The 19,658-nt window shown below is 52.7% G+C and carries 15 protein-coding genes and 1 pseudogene; all 16 read right to left on the bottom strand.

Features of this window, described 5'->3' with window-relative positions; genetic code table 11:
* Positions 1-265: 265 nt before the first annotated feature.
* Positions 266-1,225, bottom strand: coding sequence for a hypothetical protein (locus tag GSQ82_RS18565; RefSeq protein WP_158793803.1), 960 nt, complete (start codon positions 1,223-1,225; stop codon positions 266-268).
* A 198-nt stretch (positions 1,226-1,423) separates the two neighbouring features.
* Complete coding sequence (locus GSQ82_RS18560; RefSeq protein WP_158793802.1) at positions 1,424-2,569, bottom strand: hypothetical protein; 1,146 nt, start codon at positions 2,567-2,569, stop codon at positions 1,424-1,426.
* Between the two features lie 73 nt (positions 2,570-2,642).
* Positions 2,643-3,272: an RES family NAD+ phosphorylase gene (locus GSQ82_RS18555; protein ID WP_158793801.1), complete on the bottom strand. Its 630-nt coding sequence runs from the start codon at positions 3,270-3,272 to the stop codon at positions 2,643-2,645.
* A gap of 10 nt (positions 3,273-3,282) precedes the next feature.
* Positions 3,283-3,657 carry a hypothetical protein gene (locus tag GSQ82_RS18550; RefSeq protein ID WP_158793800.1) on the bottom strand — a complete coding sequence of 125 codons (375 nt, stop codon included), beginning with the start codon at positions 3,655-3,657 and terminating at the stop codon, positions 3,283-3,285.
* A gap of 473 nt (positions 3,658-4,130) precedes the next feature.
* Positions 4,131-4,307 (bottom strand): annotated as a pseudogene (locus tag GSQ82_RS18545) (transposase); the annotation flags it as partial.
* A gap of 30 nt (positions 4,308-4,337) precedes the next feature.
* Entirely contained in the window at positions 4,338-5,144 is an 807-nt protein-coding gene (gene dpgD / locus GSQ82_RS18540) for an enoyl-CoA-hydratase DpgD (RefSeq protein WP_158793799.1), read from the bottom strand.
* 176 nt (positions 5,145-5,320) lie between these two features.
* Complete coding sequence (gene dpgC, locus GSQ82_RS18535; RefSeq protein ID WP_371417248.1) at positions 5,321-6,559, bottom strand: (3,5-dihydroxyphenyl)acetyl-CoA 1,2-dioxygenase DpgC; 1,239 nt, start codon at positions 6,557-6,559, stop codon at positions 5,321-5,323.
* A 128-nt stretch (positions 6,560-6,687) separates the two neighbouring features.
* Positions 6,688-7,446 (bottom strand): enoyl-CoA-hydratase DpgB, encoded by a 759-nt coding sequence (dpgB, locus tag GSQ82_RS18530; RefSeq protein WP_158793798.1) that lies wholly within the window; start codon positions 7,444-7,446, stop codon positions 6,688-6,690.
* A 30-nt stretch (positions 7,447-7,476) separates the two neighbouring features.
* Positions 7,477-8,592 (bottom strand): 3,5-dihydroxyphenylacetyl-CoA synthase DpgA, encoded by a 1,116-nt coding sequence (gene dpgA / locus GSQ82_RS18525; RefSeq protein ID WP_158794207.1) that lies wholly within the window; start codon positions 8,590-8,592, stop codon positions 7,477-7,479.
* Between the two features lie 609 nt (positions 8,593-9,201).
* Complete coding sequence (locus GSQ82_RS18520; protein WP_158793797.1) at positions 9,202-9,513, bottom strand: hypothetical protein; 312 nt, start codon at positions 9,511-9,513, stop codon at positions 9,202-9,204.
* Entirely contained in the window at positions 9,510-10,802 is a 1,293-nt protein-coding gene (locus tag GSQ82_RS18515) for a PLP-dependent aminotransferase family protein (protein WP_158793796.1), read from the bottom strand. Before GSQ82_RS18515 ends, GSQ82_RS18520 begins: the two co-directional genes overlap by 4 nt.
* Before the next feature lie 168 nt (positions 10,803-10,970).
* Positions 10,971-12,803 carry a hypothetical protein gene (locus GSQ82_RS18510; RefSeq protein WP_158793795.1) on the bottom strand — a complete coding sequence of 611 codons (1,833 nt, stop codon included), beginning with the start codon at positions 12,801-12,803 and terminating at the stop codon, positions 10,971-10,973.
* On the bottom strand, positions 12,796-13,569 hold the full coding sequence (locus GSQ82_RS18505; RefSeq protein ID WP_158793794.1) for an ABC transporter ATP-binding protein: 774 nt from the start codon (positions 13,567-13,569) through the stop codon (positions 12,796-12,798). The genes GSQ82_RS18510 and GSQ82_RS18505 overlap by 8 nt, the downstream gene beginning before the upstream one ends.
* A 92-nt stretch (positions 13,570-13,661) precedes the next feature.
* Complete coding sequence (locus GSQ82_RS18500; protein WP_254061767.1) at positions 13,662-16,214, bottom strand: ABC transporter permease; 2,553 nt, start codon at positions 16,212-16,214, stop codon at positions 13,662-13,664.
* A 638-nt stretch (positions 16,215-16,852) separates the two neighbouring features.
* Positions 16,853-18,286, bottom strand: coding sequence for an alpha/beta fold hydrolase (locus tag GSQ82_RS18495; RefSeq protein WP_158793792.1), 1,434 nt, complete (start codon positions 18,284-18,286; stop codon positions 16,853-16,855).
* 132 nt (positions 18,287-18,418) lie between these two features.
* Positions 18,419-19,658 (bottom strand): thioesterase domain-containing protein (locus GSQ82_RS18490; protein WP_254061766.1); only part of this gene is annotated, 1,240 nt, incomplete at its 5' end.

The raw sequence follows: 19,658 nt of genomic DNA, 5'->3' as shown, positions 1-19,658 counted from the left end.
CGGGTCAAGCTCTCGCGCCAGTCTCCCTCGTATCCAAAGGTGGGCGCAGGCTCGCTATCCGTATACCAAAAATCCGTGAAAGGAGCGACGTTCGGGGACTTGAACCAACGGGCCTTCCCATTACCGTCAACGGCCCACCATTGTGCGGTCTTGGGAGCGGCTTTCCAGTCAACGCCGTTGTGCATAAAGCAAATTGTCTCAGATCAAGTATTCCAGCGCTTCGGCCTTGGCGTCTTCTTCAAGTACATGCGCTCACAATCGGCGATCACAAGTGTTCGAAGGAAACATTAGCAGTTTGCTGAGTATCCTGACCTCGCCATGCCAAGACAAGTTGTGTTCCATCAATTGACCCGCACACACTCGGCGGGTTCGCAGTTGTATCAGCAAGATAAGTCGAACTGACTTTGTTCCAATCTGACGCGGGCCAAGTGCATAAATGTTGGTCACCGGCTTGGCAATAGGCTAGATACGGTTCTCCTGATGCATAGGTAATTGCGGGGCCAGTAGCTGACAGCCCAGCCATGGAGGTTTTGTAAACGGGAGTGCTCGAACCCAATGTGTATTGACCAACACTTATGTCATTGATGGCCTTATCGGCCGCACTGTCAAAGCCCTTCCAAGCCATGTAGAGTGCGCCTCCGTTCGCCGCCAAGGCAGGAGGAGCGCTGGCCATTTCTGGAGCGCCAGTCGTACCGATGATGCCGCCAACCGGAGTAAACGTAAACTCGGTGGGACTGCTGACGAGATCATTGCTCACAGCCATATCAAGATGATCGTTGGTGAGTTGATAAGCAGCAACCACGTAGTGACCCACCACAGCTATCGCCGGAGAGGAGGCGACGGTGATCCCAACGAGTGACTTCCGATTATTACCAACGACCCCTGTGATTGAGATATTGCCAGACGTAGCATCTTTTGCAAGTTGGAGTTCCGCGATCCATAGATCTGTTCCCTCAGCCCACGCCGAAAAAAGCCTTCCAACCTTTCCGCCTCCGACTGGCATGTATGCGATTTGAGGCGTAGACGCTGAGGGACCAGAAGCGGAATCAAGCCATCTAGTCGCATCGAATCCGGTGATACCTCCATTCGAGACCGTATAGGCACAAGGGCTTGTGCCGGCAAAGCCGCCTCCTGAAGTGACGCAGAAGCCCAACGCATAGGCGTTTAGGTCGGTTAGAGAAGCGATGCTCAGGTCAGTGCCCGTAATGCTCGGAATTGTGGACATTTGCTCTCCCTGATTTCAGGATTAGGTGGTAAGGCGAAAGTATACTCGCAGTATGAAAATCGACATCCTCACCAAAACTGTTTTGTCCGTGATCGCCCTGGATCTCGTCGTTATAACTGGTCAGGGCCGTCTACCCGCTGTCAACGCTCAGGTGCGTCCGGCCGAACAAGCGCGATGGGCAGTATGGGACGCTGAGTGTTAGTCGCGCTCTCTACGCGCGGTGAGTGGTGTGCTCATTCCTTCATAATCGCTGTCCCTGATGTTGGTCATGAGGGCCGCATTGAAGGAGAGGCGGCGTTGCGCTTCTTCGTTTGTGCAGACATCGCGATCAAACCGTGACTTCACGACAGCGTGCGCGAACGTCTGGGCAGCTACGGCGTCGAGGCGCGTCAGTCTCGCGGAAAAGGCTCCGAAGCCGTGGGCGGAGTCGTTTCGTACCTGAAACAGGTCGTAGTAGAAATCGAAGTAACTTTTCCCGGCGAGTTCGAAGATGTCGTCCGGTGCCAGCGGGATCTCCCGCTGCCAGCGATCCCGTGTTCGGGTTTGGTTTTGTCCCGGTTTGCCGATCAATCCCTCAACCGCGCGGGTCGCCTGCACGATGGCATTCTCCATCCTCGGAATCTGGGAAACCATGCTCCAGGCATCAGGCTCCGCGTGTTCGTGTCTGCGGTAAGTCGCGGGCTGCAAGGCGCATTCAAGGCAGAACCAGTGGCTTCGGAAGGAGTCGCAAAGTTGCTGGGCAGCTACGAAAAACTTCTCATCCCGCAGCAGCAGCTCAAGGATGCGTGCTTGTTCAAACCAGCGTTCGAGCCTGAAGATCAGCCGATTCGTCAGAATCAGCGGATCGTCCCCGTCCAACCGTGCCTGCTCTGTGACCGGGGTGTTCTGATCAAACCGGTATATCCACGCATAGTTGATCTCTTGGGAGTCCTCCTGCATGGACGACAGCCCGATGGAAACGGATATGCTGCTGCCAAGCGTTCGCCAGAGATTTGAGGGGACGTTCGTGCGATCTACTTCGACCAGAAGCACGGTATAGTCGTCGTCCTGCTGGGTCCAAAGCGACGCTGCTTCCGACCCAAAACGGAAGAAATCAACACGGTCTCCCTTTGTGGGAAAGCCGCCAGATGATGATGGCTTCCACGCTTGATTTTCGAAGGCGATGCCTTTCAGCATCGCGTGGTGGCACTCGGCGTTCGGCACGTCAAGGGGGTAGGCTGCAGCGATCTTCTCGCTGATCGTCCGCCAATCGTCCGACATCTGCTGGAACGCTTGGACGTATCCGGGGGAGTCCAAGTCGAGCGCTTCGACCCGCGCGCGAAATTGACGTTGCAGCTCGTCCAATGCTTCTCGTTGCTCTCGTTCGCCGGCCACATAAACCTTTCAAGTAGGGGTGATCGGTGCGTTTGGGAAAGAGTCAAACTGTGAGGCCACCAAACTTGCCTGGAACCGGAATCACACCGTCTATCTTGGCTTTGATCCGGTCGCTATCGTCCAAGATTGTCACATGCTCGCCAACCAGCAAAGAGTCTGGAAGGATGTTGAGGCAATAGCCGTCGTTATTGGCGGCGCTGGGAACCTTCACTGCGGAAATACTCCCGCAAAAGGAACAGGCCGATCCGAGGGTTTGCGTCGGAGTCTCCTCACCACGCGCATTCAGAATGAAACGCGACGGTGTGAGATTGACAAGTTCGTCGCTAGTCGTGCCTAGCTCTCTTAAGAAGCTCTCGTCTGTCAGGTCTAGCACGCGAGCGAGTTCACACCGAAGAGAGAGAACGAGATCGGGGTCTCGCGGAGCGCCTTTCAACTGCCCGTCCGCAGTGGTGAAGAGGGCTTCGACCTCCAGCAAGGCGGTCATCTGGCTATCTGCGCAGTAGAGTACCGGGAAGGAGTTGGGAGCGTTGTAGCGACCGCCAGACCGGACGGAGCCAATCGCAGACAGCGGAGAGTCCCGGTGCCGCTCTGCGATGATCCGATAGACGAATCCCGAAAACGGCTGAACCGGGGCGTTCTCTAAAGCGCGGAGGAGTCGGTCAGAAGAATGCAATCTGCTCTCGCTAGGCTGGCTGCCTTGTGGTCATAGCTTCGACGAGTGCTTCGAGGGGTTTGAGGTTGCCATTCTCGATGAATTCGACAGGAGCTTGGTTTTCAAGATGCCGATTGGGGGCGCTCAGAAAGATGCGTGCGCTTTTCTTATTCCCGGCATAAAGTTCCACGATTGCCACCCAGATCCGGTAAACGCGGCGCAGCTCCGGCTGGAGGCTGCTTGCATCGGGATGTTTGCGAACGCTCGGGGCTTTCTTGCCGATGGCCTCAGCAATCGTTGAGACGGGCAGTTGAATTTCACTCGCGATACGGGAGGCATCAAGTCGTCCTGTCTGTGGATTGAAGAGGGCGGGATCGGCACTCACGAACGTAGGGGTTGACAACATTTTAGGTCACCTCTACATGCAGTATAAAGTCCTGTTTAGGTAGCGTCAAGGTATCGTCTAAGTGGTTCTCGCCGGGTTGGAAACAAAGGGTTGTTGGGTTTTCAACCCGGTTTGAACCCGACGTAAAAAATCCCTCATCCTACTTTCAATAACTTACAGCTACATAAGGCTCCCGATCGGACCTTGTAACTCGTTGAAACTACGTTTAGACTCTCACTCATAACCAAAGAGCAGGGAAACAACGAATTACCTGAAACGGAGGTTTCAGAAAGTACAAACTCCACACAATGCGACCTCCCATTACTGATTATCCATACTTGGCGGAGCAAGAGCTGACACAAGAAGAAATTGCAGATCATGAGATGACGTCGCTGATCCATTCGCTCGACTGACGCCAACTGGTCTCAAGCTCCGGCACGCTTAGGAACGCGCCTGCTCGTATCCATCGCTGGACTGTGCGCTCTTCATGGCGTTTTGGCATAGGCGCTGGCCCGGTCCCGGCCGACGATCTCCGTTCCCGGATGCCATGTTGCCAGTGTTCCGACTTCGCGGTCTGGAAGCAAGTCCACTACGCTACCTGCTTCCAGATCGCACAGAATCGTCCCGTATCGGTGGCCCTTCTTCCATGCCCAATCATCCACTCCAATTACGCGTGGACCGCTTAATTTAGCGGCCCAGCTCTATCGTGCTTTCCATTTTGGGAGACGCTTCTGCACAAAAGCCAACGGACCTTCAATACAGTCTTCGCCTCTGCGACGAGTATCCTCGACGTCATAGTGTGTTTTGAAAGCTTCCTCTATCGACAGGTGCGCAGACTCTAGAGCTACCTGCTTCAGCGCTCTCACAGAGAGCGGAGAGCATCGAACTATGTCCTCGACCCACCTGGCAACGCAGACCTCGAGATCTGCAGAAGGTACAACTTCATTGATCAATCCAAGTTCATATGCGCGGTGCGCACTAATTCTGCGTCCAGTCAGTAAATGTCCCATCGCAATCTTAAAAGGAATCTGCCGAGTGAGTCGGAATACGCCACCGGCACCAGGAATTAAGCCAAGCTTGGCTTCTGGAAGAGCGAAAGAGGCTTGTTCAGTTGCTATGATGATATCGCAAGCGAGCGCTAGTTCGAAACCTCCTCCAAAAGCATACCCATTTACCTTCGCAACGATTGGCTTGCTGAGGCTATATCGTTCCGTTAGTCTCGGCCACCCTGATCCGCCGCGACTCCCGAAGGTGGTGGGCTCCGCTCCCCCCTGGGTGCGCTCAACGAGTTCCTTGAGATCCTGCCCTACCGAAAACGCACGTTCCCCGGCACCGGTTAAAACCGCTACCCATAGATCTTCATCTCGTTCAAAATCGTCCCATATTTCTTTCAATTCCTCGTGCATTCTTGAATCCATCGCATTCAAGACATGAGGGCGATTTAAGGTAACGTAAGCCACATGACGAAGCTTTTCATATCTCACTCGTATTTGTGAGTCGGGTATCATATCGAATTTGTCGCGTAGATTACATTTAGTGTGTATAAAACTTGATTAAACAATATCAGGGAGTGGAGTCGATTGCCGACACACTTGATTCACGATTGCGGCGAGGCGTTCTACCGCGTTCATCAATATCCTTCGGTTCACGATGGCGGCTGGACATACTCTTTTCCACGTAAGTCTCAGCTCCAAACTTTTTCTAATACATCTGGACTATAAAGACGCTCAGCCTGCATGAGCGAAAATTCAGAGGCATATCTCAGGAAAGCTTCCGGTGATTCTTCGGCCAGATTCAACATATATCGATTCGCGAAGACCGCTGGGCTGCCAAGCTGCTTTACTCTTTGATCGATCGTTTCGTCCATGAGTGACGGCTCGACTACGTCGTCGACCAACAATTTTGCGTCCGGATCACACGCCGACACTTTACTACCGAACAGAACCATCTGTCGGGCCTTTCGGCTTCCGACCACCCTGTGGAGTCTAAGGTTTGCGAAACCCGGAATTATTCCCTCCTGAGCGGCAGGGAGACTAAAATAGCTATTCGTGGTTGCAATGACACGGTCGAAAACTAGCAATAACTGAGCGCCGCCCCCGATAGCGAACCCGTCCACGGCCGCCAGCCAGGGCTTTCCGACAATTCTCGAAGATTTGCAATGAGTTAGAAGATCTTCGTCGCCCTCGGCCAGTAACCCACGAAAAATCTTATTGATTAACCCCAGTTCACGACGTAATAAGAAGTCCACGAATGATATCTGCCCGGCGTTGAGAGCCTTTAAATTGATTCCTGCACTGAAGATTCTTTGACCCGCATATCGTGGATGAGTCATAACGCCTCCGCGCAAGACGGCAACGCGGACGTCATGATCCATTAGCGCTAGATCCACAGCAGTCTCCATATCATCGACTAGGCGATCGTCTTCTGCATTGAGACAGTGAGGGTTGTTGATCGTAAGATGTGCGGCATATCCTTTCCTCTCAAGAAGGACCGTTCCAAGATCGAAGTAGCCATCGCGAATAAATTGAGCAATCAATTCTTGAGCTCGTGGCGTCGGGCGCAGAGCAGATTCGACAAGATGATTTCCGACCTCCGGCGACCGCAATAGATAATGGAACAAAAGACCCTGATCGATCTCATAGCCTTCTTTGTTGGCCTGGGTTCGAGTGCGCTCCAAGTTTAACTGCTGTTGTGTCGGAACTAGACCGGGACACAGTTCGGCGGCCTTGAAGGCAACTTCATGCAAGCTTTTGAAGGTTGTGAGCTCATTAGTAATTTGCCTGTAGAGCCAGTCTGTATGAAGTTCCATGAATTCACGTCTCACCAATCGGCAGAACGAATGAATTCTCGCGGCGCAGGTCGACTGTTCGTTGGAACGACCCGGTTTTGGTGGCAGAAGTCCAAGCAACGAATCTCCGCCCATCATGAAGCGAGCAAGTGATTGTCGGTCTACTTCGACGGAACCTCGGAGAAGAGGACTCGACTGAGCCCAAACGTCCAACTCTGTCTCAAAAGAAGATAAAGGCAATGGGATACTCCGGGCAAAAATTCTCAGAAGCCGGGCGGTGGTTCTATATGGGCCGTCTGCGGCGCATTTTGAGTATCATTCGATACATTGTTTTTAGTCTGGGCTCGTCGAAGCGCACGGTCGCATGCTGCCAAGTGTGCGCCTAGAGCCTCTTCGTAGGTGGTCGATAGACTGTCTTGCATCAGTCTTCGGCGTACCGCAAAGTCATTCAAGGGGGCTCGCTCTAGAAAATGTGCCAAATGCGCTGACATATCTGTCGATGCCTCGAAAACCTTGTCGATAAGATCCATCTCCTGGGCTTTGAAAGCACCGATGTTCGATTCGTCCATGAGAAGCTTTCGAGCGCGAGTTTCTCCAATCTGACGCGAAAGCCGGTATGTAGCCATGCTCGGCCAGATACTTCCATTAGAAAACTTCTTTTCTACGACGAAGTCGTCTGTGCAAAGGCGACAATCAGCAACGAGGAGCAATTCCAGTGCCAGCGGAGAACAGACCTGTTGTGCGACTACAATCAGAATAGGAGAAGCGCGCTCAGCTCGGCGTAACAGACGTTCCCATTTGTTGACCAAGCCAGTACTAATTTGGCCGGGCCAATCATCAATAGAGGATGACTCCGCCGCTCCAGTAACCTGAACAACGATGATTCTAGTCGATCCGACATCCTCTGCTCGATCAAGAGTGTCGGTGATTTGACTGATCAACTCAGTGGATATTTGCGTGTACCCATGAATCTGAACCTTAACAATAGTGCCGTCTTCATCGTCAAGGAAGGTTGGGAGCATAATCAATCCTTCTTATTCGTTTGGCGGTGTTTACCACTTTATCAACGCAGACTCGATCGTAGAGCCGGGCCCCATCGATATCATGATTCCGTAGTCGCCGCTTGTCACTTTATCTTCGTCAATCAAACGCTGATATGAAAAAAGAAATGATCCACTAGACAGGTTGCCATAATCTCTAAGAACTCCGGTAGTATGACGAAGGTCATAAGCAGATAGTCCCAAATTGACCCTAAGGGCGTCTATCACTTTCTTCCCGCCTGAATGAACAACCCAATGTGCGATCTCGGATTGGCGAATGCCCGTGCCACGTAACAACGTAGTTATCGTTTTCTCGACGTTGGCGCCGATCACATAAGGAATGTCGGGATCCAAAAAAAAGCTAAACTTTCCATGTGAATCGTCCCAATCGAAGCGCATTGCTTCAATTGCCTCAGTAATAATTAGACTACTAAATTTTTGAATTTCCGGACCAGTCGATCCCATTTCGCGTTTTGTAGTCACTGCCACGGCTGCAGCTCCGTCACCAAACAAGCTGTTGACCACTGCTGTCCTCATGGTGCCATCGAACACGTAGGCAGCGGAACAGGTTTCAACACAAAGCATGACCGCTAGCTTTCCTGGATTGGCATGCGCCCACGCCGCGGTTGCACTGAGTGCGTTTAACCCGGCATTGCAGCCCATACCTACAACATCCAGCCTGACACAATCCTCCCGAAGTTTGAGGTCCCTACAAAAAAACGCTGTCAATCCTGGGGTCAGAAACCCGGTCGTGGTTGTACAGCATAGATAAGATATGTCTGCAACCGACACTCTTGCGTTTTCAAGACATGTGCGAATTGCGCGCGCTCCTAGCTCAAGAGAGCAGTTGCGATGTTTGTTTAGCAGTTCTCCTTGGGTTTCAAGGAGTGGACACCCGTCGCCATCAACGGGGGGAAGCGTAAGGTAACGACGTTCGATGGCACTATTAAGGAAAAGTGAACGAACTCGTCGATCCTTTACCCTAAAAAATTCCAGCAACTCGCCTTGTGAATAAGAAAACGGTGAGGTTGCCGTTCCGATGCCACAGATGATGGGACGTGAATTAAATAATGGTGCCTGATTCTGACATTCGTCCGGGACGCAAAGTGAGTCTAAAGATGTGTCCATGGTCTCTAGGTAGGTCGTGTTCGAACGGTTCATGCAACTCTATCAGTAGTTTCAACCTGAGACGCCGTGCTCTATGCGACTTCGGATACAACTCATTAGCTCTAAACCTCAGAGTCGCGAGGATGGATCCCGTTCTATAGCCAACAATTTCTTCGTAAACAGGGAGACATTCGCTTTCGAGTCGCTCAAGCGTAACATAAAGTTGCGTCCGCCTCGTTAAAAAACACAATCTCTATTTTCGACGTGTTGCGAACTTCTAATATTCGTATCTCTTTTCCGCTCATTGCGAAGCACGTGAGCGATCAACTTGACGTGAGGCGCTTTAAGGTTCCCAAAACTTTGAACTGTGACCATGTTAGGAGCCCAGCGTTTCCACAGCTGTGTTGTTTGCCTTTATCTTAGTTTATTTTCAAGCCGACTTCGTCGTGAATCATCCCGAGTATAAGGGCCAGCCGTCCCGCATAAGGTCGGGATGGAGTACGCAGAGACATAGAGAAGGTTCGAGTGGGCCGACTAGCGTGTCCGGCTCTGCCCGCGCGTTCATCAATCCTCGCGAACGAGACATTTCTGCATAAGGATTCTCTGCTCGGCTTAAGTACGTTGATTCGATCAGTTCAAAATGGCTCTGCCCGGCGGGCCCGATCTGCTGCACAGGCTCCCCGTCCACCAGCACGCCAGCACGAAGCAGGTGCGCAGCACCTCGAGCCGCGCCACGAGTCGGTCCAGCGCCTGCGGGTTCAGGCTTCCCTTCAACTCCAGGCCGAACGGAATGCACATCAATTCCCTTTCAGAAAAATGTGCTTCGACCCTCCATAGATCCGATTTAAGGAACAAAGGCACTTGCCAAATAAGAGAACGAAAGTGCTGTCTCATAATCGCTATCGCAAAGAACTCATTACCCTGCAGGGGCTTACGTTTCATCTCCGAGCAATTATCGGCAATCGGTCACGAACGTAAGAAGCCAGAGCGCGCACACCATTTTCAATCTGTGAAGGATCGAGATAACTGAAAGCAAGACGAATCTGAGTCTCGCAGCCACTACCAATAGTGAAAAGGCTCATTGGGCACGCTATAACTCCATACTTCTTAGCAACGAAATACATCTCTTCGATCCCAAAAGTAAACGGGATTGTAAGTGTAAGGAAAAAACCTCCTACAGGACGGTTCCATGAGACCGTCGGAACCAAGTCCTCGAATGCAATTGAAAGACTCGAAAGAAGCGCATCTCTGTTCCTGCGAAGTTGCTCCAACTGAGGTTGGATCAATGATTTCAACGAGCCTCGCTCTTCGATTAAAATTCCGGCTACGATTGCCTGGGAAAGTCCGGAGGTATTGACGGTGAGGAGACTCTTGATCTTCGATAGTTCCTGCGCCAGAAAATGATTTTCATTAGAGACAATCTGATCCGCGACTAGAAAACCTACCCTGAGGCTGGGAAATATTGTCTTGGAGAAGCTCCCGATATAAATTACGGTGCCATGGCTATCCAAAGATTTCAGAGTCGGTAGCTTTTTCCCTTCATACAGAAACATTCCGTAAGGATTGTCTTCAATTAGAAAGACTTCGTTTCGTTTACAAATCTCTAATATCTCTTTGCGACGCTCTAAGGGAAGATAGGAGCCTAAAGGATTGTTGAAATCAGGAATATCATATAATGCCCTGACCCTTCCAGCCTCGGAGGCAACTTGAATGGCTTCCACGAGGCTCAGTGGGACAATACCAGATTCATCGGATGTTACACCTACAACTTTGATCCCGAGGATTCGAGCGAGTCCAGTAATGCCAATGTAGGTAGGATTGCTCGTGAGAAGTATATCTTTGCCGGGTTCAAATAGGCCCAGCATCAAAATGGCCATTGCTTCTTGCGCGCCAACCGTAATGACTATCGACTCATGGGGAGCGCTGATATCTTCGTCCTGCCTAAGTAGTTCCGATATTTGCTTGGCGATAAAACCATTGGTCCTTCCGTACTGGCCAAGCACCCTTTTTACATGATCTTCTGTCTTGCCATTTTGCATTGATTCCTTTGCTACAAATGCACCGAGACCCTCCAGGCTTCTGTCGAGGTCGAAGAACCGCTCCATTGGGCGCCCTGGAGCAAACGAGATCGCTTCAGGGAAATCAAGCACCACTTCATTGAGAATATTCATCCCGTCTAAAAGTGGATCCGAAAAACAAACCTTCAGCGATATCTGATGTCGAGTGCCCATGTGTATTTCCCCAAAAGCCGTTTCCAGTTACGATGCTGGCGACCAGCATCTACAGACGCAAGCGGTACGAATTGGTGCAACGATCCTGCGGTCGTGCGCGAAGCTTCAAGGTCCAAATGAGTTGATATGGCTTTGGATCATTGGCCGCCGTTTCATCAATGAATCATTTCAATTTCGGAGCCCGAGTTTCATTGGAAACTCCTCTTCATCGTCTTCGAGGCCGGGCATATTGCAGTGTTCTCGGATGATGGCACGATGTTGGCGGCGAAGTACGAGATGCGCTGTGGCGATCGCGATTGCAGCAACAATGAAGTGTTCCGTCTTGGTCTCAATCCAAGGTTCAGAGATCAGCGTGAGCCACGCCACCGCAGGAACGAATGCGATGTACTTGATAATTGTGAAGGCGAAGTTGGGTTGTTCCCTTGTCCGCTCACCGGTGAACGCCACGAACTTTACGTTCAAAAAGAAGATATCGGTTAGCAATACGGACATCCCGGCAGTGACGAGCAACTGGCTTGCCGTTGCTCGTACGGTGCAAAGTTCTGGAGGAGCAATCACGCGAAGTGCCATGTAGCTTCCCAAGCTAATGATGAGCCCCCAAAGAAATGCCCAGGTTTTTGCGGCCAGCAGCTGATCTATCGCTGTCTGAAACGGTGCCGGCCTACCGTGGACGCTGTGAAACACCCAACTTCCCTGCCGATTGCCGGGAGAGACAAACGCCATCCGCAGTCCAGCAATCGTCCAGAAAGCTACAATCCCGACCGCAGCGCGAATGCCGTCAGATGAGACTTCCGCCCGAATCTGCCCATGTACAACCGCAAGACGAAAAATGGCGGCGATAACGACCGAAAGGCCGACCCCTCCGTAGAGAACAAGATAGATACGATAGCGCTGGACGCGCATCAGGGTTTCGCTAATGAAGTGAAAAACTGCCCGACGAACCGTACGCCGGACCAGAATGGCATTGATCAGCGCCTGCAGTGGTCGAGCAACCCAGCTTGGCGCGGAGTGCGTGCCAGGCCCGATGACCAGTTGGCGTACTCTGCGCAGGTAGGCAATCGGATAGGCGAGCGCGGCCAGTCCGGTAACCACAAGCAGAGCGAGGCATCCTGTCTGCGCCAGCTGCGTGTAGATAGGCAATGCGGAGGGTCCCTCCATGAGGCGCTGGTAGACGCCCAAGAACCAGAATGGGGGAAAGAATCGAGCGAAGGCGCTTCCTGACTGAAGCAGCACTGGAACCGTTCCGGATATAACTGGGAACAGGAGTAGGAGCATCAACAGGGCGGTTATCGAGAGACCCTGCAGGACAAGAGAAAACTTACGGAATACCCGTTCGCCGAGGACGGAAAGAAGCATGCCCTGCAGAGCCAGAAGAAGGACCGCTGCGAACAACCCGCTGCCTGCCACGGCCAGAAGATGACCAGCTAGAAAGCGTAACAGGTTGGGCGGATCAATGGCCGCGGGAAGAACCAGCGGTGCGAAAACATTGGCATCAAAAAGGAAGCCAGCCATGAGAATGGCAATGGCCGCAATTCTCGCGAGGAAGAGCCTACGAGCCGGGATAGGCAATGTCGTCAATACGTAGAGATCCAATAAATCTGGGAAGAACATGTCCCACTCAAACACTGTGACGATCCCCATCGCCACAAATGAATAGACCACAAAGAAGAAATGGTGATTCACCCGCAACCAATACGGTGGTCCTAATATGGGGCCATGTTCCTGGAGAGAATCGATGAAGGGATGATAGACAGGCCATAGATACAGCGCCACGACGAACCCTGGGAGCCCGGTTGCAACTGCTATCAGAACCATCCGTGTTTTAGCGTCGCCCTCGGGAGATGCCGTTTCGTGATTAAAGAACCGCGCCAAAAAGTGGCGAACCAGATGCGAGAACTGGCTTCGCTCGGGCTCTTGTTCTGGGCCACGCTCCGCCTGAGCCTCCAGGGTAAGCACTTCCGGCTCCGACATCATAAAGAAGCGCTGAAAGGACTCACGCATGGTTGATCCGCATCACCTCTACGATCTGCTGCGCAACGGTCCTCGTATCCTGTTGCTCGACCAGTTGCGCGAAGACCTTTTCCAGATTGGGAAGCCTCATCAAACCTGCAAGATCGTCTGGCCGAGCGTCGGCGACGATCCTGCCTTTTACGATTACAACGACGCGGTTACATACCTGCTCCACAATCTCCATCACATGTGAGATGTAGAGAATAGCCTTCCCTTCCGCCGCTAATAGCTCCAGGAGATCCTTGAACAGCCGCGCAGATACGACATCGAGTCCCGAGAGTGGTTCGTCGAAAATGAGCAATTTCGGATCGTGCAGCAAGGCGGCGGCAATCAGCACACGCTGTCGCATTCCTTTCGAGTAGGAAGAGACCGGCGAGAATTGCCAGGACTCCAGATTTAGAAGTCTTAGTAGCTGTGTCGACTTGGCTTCAATGAGCGCCTCGCTGAGACCGCGGAGTCTGCCAACTAGCTGCAGGTATTCCAGGCCCGACATGTAGCTGTATAGAAAGGCCTCTTCTGGGACATATCCGAGAGTGCTGCGGAATGTAACCATATTCTTTCGGACATCTTGGCCTTCAAAGAGCACTCTGCCGTCATTAGGTCTGAGAAAACCGGTGATGATTTTGACAGTGGTCGACTTGCCCGCGCCGTTGGGACCAAGAAAGCCCACGATCTCGCCGGGCGCGACCTTGAAGCTCACATCCTGGATGGCGGGAATGCCGCGATAGGTCTTGAAAAGGCTCTGTAGCTCGAGCACGATACCAGCCTCCAATGGGTCGTTTACACGTTGTGTAAACGGGTTAGTTTCGTTGATGGTAGCCGGGTGCCAGATCGGCACGGCGCAACTAACTATTCATATCGCAGTGCCTTCACTGGTTCAACCTTCATTGCAGTGCGCGCGGGAATCAACGTCGCAGCGAGAGCCACCAACGCTAGCAGGAACGTGACGGTGACGAAGCTGAGGGGATCGTGCGGGCTGACGCCGTAGAGAAGGCTCTTGAGCAGACGCGAGAGGGCGAAGGCGGCAACAAGCCCCACCGCGCCACCCAATGCGACAAGGAGGACACCTTCGCGCAGGATCAGACGTAGAATATCGAGACGACTGGCTCCAAGCGCCATGCGGATGCCGATCTCCTTTGTGCGCTGTGTGGCAAGGAAGGCAATGACGCCATAGAGCCCGACGACGGCGATGACTAGGCCGATGAAGGCGAAGAAGCCGAGCAACGCGGTCTCGAAGCGGGGGCGGCTTGCTAGGCTGCTGATGGTCCAATTGAGTGTTTTGATCTCGACTGGCACTGTGGGGTCCAGGGAAGCCATTTGCGACCGCACCCATGGCATCACAGTGTCCGCCGGTAGAACGGAATCGATCACTATTATTGGCGCGCGCCCGCTCCAATCGTCCGCGACATTACGACGCAGAAGATAGATTTCCGGTTTGTTCTGTTCGGTGAGTCCACTATTCTTAACATCATCTACTACGCCAACCACCGTGAAGCGAGGGCCATTAATTGGGTCTATCGCTATCATTCGAACCGATTTTCCGACAGGATCGCGGCCAGGGAAAAGCCGGGTTGCCATCAATCGGCTGAGGATCACGAGAGACTGCGTGGAAGTGCGATCCTCTTCGGAGAACCCGCGGCCTCGAACGACGGGAATGTCGAGCGCCCGAAAATAGTCCGGCGTAACCGATCGGCTCACTACAGTTCCACCCTCTCCAGGAGTTGGATGAGGGTTATCTTCGGTCGCCAAATCAGACAAACGAAAGCCGCTCTGCCAACCTCCGGGAGGCACGGAATCGGTAATTGTGACGGCGCGGATGCCAGGCATGCGGCGAAGAGCGGCTTCTGCCCGAAGATAGAAATCCATCTGCTCCTGTCCCGTGTTATAGCGGAACTGCGGGAGAGCGATTTGAGCCGTCACCACTCCCTTTGTTCGGAGCCCGAGATTCTGTTCCTCGATGTTTTGAAAGCTGCGCACCAGCAGCCCTGCCCCCGAGAGAAGAATCATGCTGCAAGCAATCTGCCCGGCTACAAGGCCGCGCCGCAGAATGGCGTGCCTACCGAAGTTGCCGGCGCGCGCCTCCAGTGCAATGGATCGGGGTCTTTCGAGAGCGGGCGCGACGCCGAAGAATGCTCCGCAAAGAAGGGAAATCGCGACAGTGAACAGCGCGACACGAAGGTCAAGGCTCGCTTTGCCAAGGAACGGAATACTCGCAGGAGCAATCGCAATGAAGCCCCGCAGCAGCCCTTCGGCCAACGCCAACCCTGCCGCCGCACCCGCAAGAGACAGCAGAAGCGCTTCCGTTAGCGACTGACGGATGAGCTGCCCCCTGCTCGCTCCCAGAGCCGACCGGATCGCCTTCTCGCGTTCCCGAGCCGTGCTGCGCGCCATCATCAAGCCGGCCACATTGGCGCAGGTAATCAGGAGCACCGCCAGGACCGCGCACAACAGAACCCACGCTGCTAGTTGCACGCCCTGCGTTTCGCGGTCGCGCAGCGAACGAATGCTCAAGTGAATACCGGTACGAAGCGGAGGCGGAACAAATGTTTGAAGAGTGTGCAGAAAGAGCGGCTCCATCTCGGCCTTTGCCTGCGGGATACTCACCCCGGACTTGAGCCGTGCAAAGGTCCGCATGGGTTGGCCAAAGCCGCCATTGACATTGTTTTGGTCCGCACGGTCCAGCTTCATCGGCAGCAGCACGTCGGGAGTCTCGACCGTGGGCAGCTCAAAGCCTTTGGGCAGTACCCCAATTATGCGAGTCGGCTTGCCGTCGAGATTGATCAGTCGATTCAGAATATGGGGATCGTGGTTGTAATGGTCCAGCCATACTCCGTAGGAGATAAGCGCCACCCTCGGTCCGTTGGGACGGTCCTCGTCCGGCGAGAAATTGCGTCCTATCACGGGCGAAATTCCCAGCAAGGGCAGGAATCCGGCCTGTGCCGGAATGCAATTGAGCTGCTGTGGATTGTCTTCAACCAGATCGCAGGCATGAAGCATGTCTCCCAGAGAGGAGATGGCTTCAAAGGGCCGCTGATTGTCGAACCAGTCGAAGTAAAATCCACCCGACATGAATTCTTCCTGTCCCAGCGATTGCACCAGACCAACCGAGACAATGTGTTCGGCGTGCGCATAGGGAAGTTCTCGGAAAAGGATGCGGTCAACTACGCTGAAGACCGCTGTCGTGGCGCCAATGCCAAGCGCCAACGTGATGATGACGGGGATGGCGAATGCGGGGTTGCGCCAGAAACCGCGCAGTGCGTAGCGCATGTCCTGAGGCAATGTGCCCGTCCACCAGCCGGGTTCCTGCTCGCGGCCGCGTTCGCGCGTCTGTTCAACGCCGCCGCATTCGTTGAGGGACTGCCGTCTTGCTTCCTCTGGGGACATGCCACCGCCACTCTTCACTGGCACTGCCTGCTCAAGATGAAATTGAAACTGCTGGTCCAGCTTACTCCTGCTCCTGGGTGCGAGCAAATCCGACGTAGAAGGAATCGCAACCGGCTCATCCATTCGCAGATCATGACGGTGACTCGGGAGTCCGCCGGAACTCCCAGCGCAATAGCCACTGAAAGTCGATCCCAATCTTCCAGTTCCGTCTCAAGTTGCTTTGGCACTGCGCGACTCAGGGAATAAACTTTGCCTGTCAATTGTTCTCCGAATTGCCCAATCGGGCCTGATTCATCCTTTGTATTCGAGTCGGTGCAGGGCCAGATACAGAGATCCCTATTCCGATCTGCAACACATCCTTTAACACGTGCTGTATTCGGTGGGCAATCCCCATCCATGCATTAGCCCCGCAGTCAGCTTCTCAAGCATGAGGAGATCCAGTGTGCCTTATAGAAGCTCGGTGGATGAAGGCATCTTACCTCGATAGTCGACAATAGAATGATGCGCTCACCTGTCGACTTCAAGGAAAGTTCATGGGCCGTTGTCAAGCAAGCCAAGATCGGTACCCAAAACGCCCATGCAGCGGAAACAATCAACAGACACAAAAGACCGGTGACGGAAATTGAGGCCATTCGCACGACGGACCGGCGCGCACTTTACTCCCCTCTTGCGAGAATTCTGGCGAGCGCCTCAACGTGAGGAGGCTTCAGAACACTCATGTGATTGCCTGGAGCATGAAAGTATTTGAGGTTTGGTGCCCAGCGTCTCCATCGCTCAACAAGTTTCTGGTGTTCACTTCCGTTTAGGTGACCACTTAATTTTGGATTATCTACGAGAATAAGATTCACCGGTCCTTCATATGATTTGGTCGGCTGATATGAGCTGCGAAGAGCAGTACCTAGCACTCTTATTGAACCTCGTAAATCACTAGCAGTGGAACGGCGTGGAAAAAGCCTCTGGTTCACTAAGCACTGGTGAAGGAGCTCCCGCTGTTCCTCCGCAGTCAATCCGTCAAGCACACTACGTTTCACCCCTAATTTTCGGTCCAGGAGAAGTTCGAATGCTTCCACGCACTCCATTATCACATCGGCGGTAAAGTACTCGCGAAGTGAACAGTCGTCGGGAGAGCTACTGTCTAGGATGGTCAACGAAGCAATCTCACGCCCATAGCTCTCAAGTCTCTGAGCCATCTCGAATGAGACCCAACCTCCAAAGGAATGCCCAATTAATCTCAGTGGGGTTCTTCCGAGGTTTCTAATAATAGATGTGGTATAGCAGGCAGCCGCTGCCTGAACCGATGCATGCGGCACCAACTCCCCGTCAATTCCTCGAGGATCGAGTCCGTAGACCGATGCAGCTTGTGCAAAGCACATCGTTAGTTCAATAAAACTCGTGACACTGGCTCCAGCTCCTGGAATGCAGATCAATGGAATCGAATGATCCATTCCAATTTGCAGGGGTTTGAGTGTCGAATACTCTCTCTCGGCACTATTCTGCGAACGCTGAATTGCATGACACACTACTTGAGAAAACAGACGGCACAATACCTTCATTGAAGAGTCTTTGCATTCGGAAGAAAATGCTGGAACCGAACTGACAAGTATCTGGTCCCTAGGCAATATCGAGCTCCAACCTAAGCATTCATCGGTGCTGCAATGCCCGTCACTCGCAAAGATATGGGCGCTAGACGGGATATACTCAGCATCATAGGACGCGACCGCTTGCTCGAGTGATTCGTTGTTGGTATCGCCGGTTGATCGACTGTGTTCCCTCACCTCCCGAAGCGTCTTAGGATCGTAAACCGAGTCAATTAACCCCAAAAAAGCAATCTGTTGATCGTGTCCGAGCAATTGGGTAGCGACTTCAAAAGCGATTACACCATTTGCCCCAAGACCTGCAACGCAGTATGGGCCGGTAGGTTGTATTTTACGAATGGCGTCAACCACGCGCCGCGCCCTTCCTTCGACAGTGCGGACTCCAGCTCGGCCAGCCCCGTCCGTAGCCACGGGACATATAGAGATGTCGCCTTCAAGGCCTTGGCTGAATTGCCTAACAAAGTCATCATCGTGGGTAAAAAAGATCGATTCCATTGACGTCCAAATCTTAAACGGATGTTCTTCCGTCCAGAAAAAATTTACATATCCCCCAGTTGTTATCAAAGCCGTGCTTTACTTTGCTCCCCACGACCGAAGAAAATCTCCCAACTTCTCGCTGATAGAGTCTTAGGGTACTGGGTCATACTCCCCGCATTCAGCTCGAAGGTTCTTTAATTCGATTTCCAGAAGACTTGCGATCTCAGCTAGCGGTATCGGATTCATCATCTCACCATGGCTGCACGCAATGAGATGATAACGAATCGCTCCACCAACATAAGGTTGCCATTCCTTTAAAAAATATGAGACGTCGATCTCTTTTTTTTCCGTCGCAATGAAGATCAAAAGGTCCCCGGGATATTTCATCGGCACAAACGTTTGTCCTTGAGTTGAGGCATCTCTTATGTTCTGGAGCAGTACTGGAAAATGGTTTTCGTTGATAGAGTGTGGCAATCGATTGTCTTGACGCAGTCGGTCACAAAGAGCCTGAAGGGTTGGACATTGACTTCTTAGGTCTTGGCCAAAAAAGTCATATGCAAAGTCCAGCAAAGTCTGGGATGCGTAAGGATCGGTATTTTCAGCTTCGCGTGAAGGAAATGGAATGGAATCAAAAACCGAAAGGAGTGCCACGTCATCGCCGAGGCGCTGAATTACGTTGGCAATAGCAAAAGCAATCTGCCCCCCAATTGACCAGCCTGCCAAATGATAGGGCCCAGTCGGTTGAACCTTGCGGATTTCATCATAATAATCAACAGCCATCTCCTCTATCGTTTGAACAGACAACGATGAGGCTGTGAAGTTGCGTGACTGTAAGCCGTAAATTGGGCGTTCTCTGTCGAGATGTTTCAGAAATCCTATGTAACATTGACTGAGTCCGCCTCCTGGATGCACGAAAAATATAGGTTTCAAAGTGCCTTTCGTCCTGATCGGCAATAAAACCTCGATTTGTCTTACGCCTATTGAGTTGTCGATTTGCTCGGCAAGTCTAGCCACTGTGGCAGTCTCAAGCAATGTGCGGAGCGAAAGTTCTACTTTGAATGTCGTTTGAATCTTATTTATTAGTTGCGTCGCCAGCAATGAATGGCCTCCCAGTTCGAAAAAGTTATCGTGCCGGCCCACCCTGTCCAGCTTCAATACCTCGGCCCACACCGCCGCCAGCTTCTCTTCGATCTCCCCCCGCGGCGGCTCGTAGCCGCGCGTGGCATAGGCATCCTGTTCCGGCGCAGGGAGCGCCCGCCGGTCCAGCTTCCCGCTGAGTGTCAGCGGAAACGACTCCAGCCGCACGTACGCCGCGGGCACCATGTGCTCAGGAAGGGAAGAAAAGAGATGCAGACGCAACTGTTCGGCGCCGATCCCATCTGCCAAGCTC

The organism is Granulicella sp. L60, from assembly GCF_009765825.1.
Taxonomy (GTDB): Bacteria; Acidobacteriota; Terriglobia; order Terriglobales; family Acidobacteriaceae; genus Edaphobacter.
This window is presented reverse-complemented; position numbering and strand designations above follow the sequence as displayed.

Excerpts from the sequence above, each read along its gene's own strand:
- GSQ82_RS18565 (WP_158793803.1), bottom strand. The coding sequence starts at position 1,225 with ATGTCCACAATTCCGAGCATTACGGGCACTGACCTGAGCATCGCTTCT.
- GSQ82_RS18550 (WP_158793800.1), bottom strand. The coding sequence starts at position 3,657 with ATGTTGTCAACCCCTACGTTCGTGAGTGCCGATCCCGCCCTCTTCAAT.
- dpgD (WP_158793799.1), bottom strand. The coding sequence starts at position 5,144 with ATGATACCCGACTCACAAATACGAGTGAGATATGAAAAGCTTCGTCAT.
- dpgC (WP_371417248.1), bottom strand. The coding sequence starts at position 6,559 with ATGGGCGGAGATTCGTTGCTTGGACTTCTGCCACCAAAACCGGGTCGT.
- dpgB (WP_158793798.1), bottom strand. The coding sequence starts at position 7,446 with ATGCTCCCAACCTTCCTTGACGATGAAGACGGCACTATTGTTAAGGTT.
- dpgA (WP_158794207.1), bottom strand. The coding sequence starts at position 8,592 with ATGGACACATCTTTAGACTCACTTTGCGTCCCGGACGAATGTCAGAAT.
- GSQ82_RS18520 (WP_158793797.1), bottom strand. The coding sequence starts at position 9,513 with ATGAAACGTAAGCCCCTGCAGGGTAATGAGTTCTTTGCGATAGCGATT.
- GSQ82_RS18515 (WP_158793796.1), bottom strand. The coding sequence starts at position 10,802 with ATGGGCACTCGACATCAGATATCGCTGAAGGTTTGTTTTTCGGATCCA.
- GSQ82_RS18510 (WP_158793795.1), bottom strand. The coding sequence starts at position 12,803 with ATGCGTGAGTCCTTTCAGCGCTTCTTTATGATGTCGGAGCCGGAAGTG.
- GSQ82_RS18495 (WP_158793792.1), bottom strand. The coding sequence starts at position 18,286 with ATGGAATCGATCTTTTTTACCCACGATGATGACTTTGTTAGGCAATTC.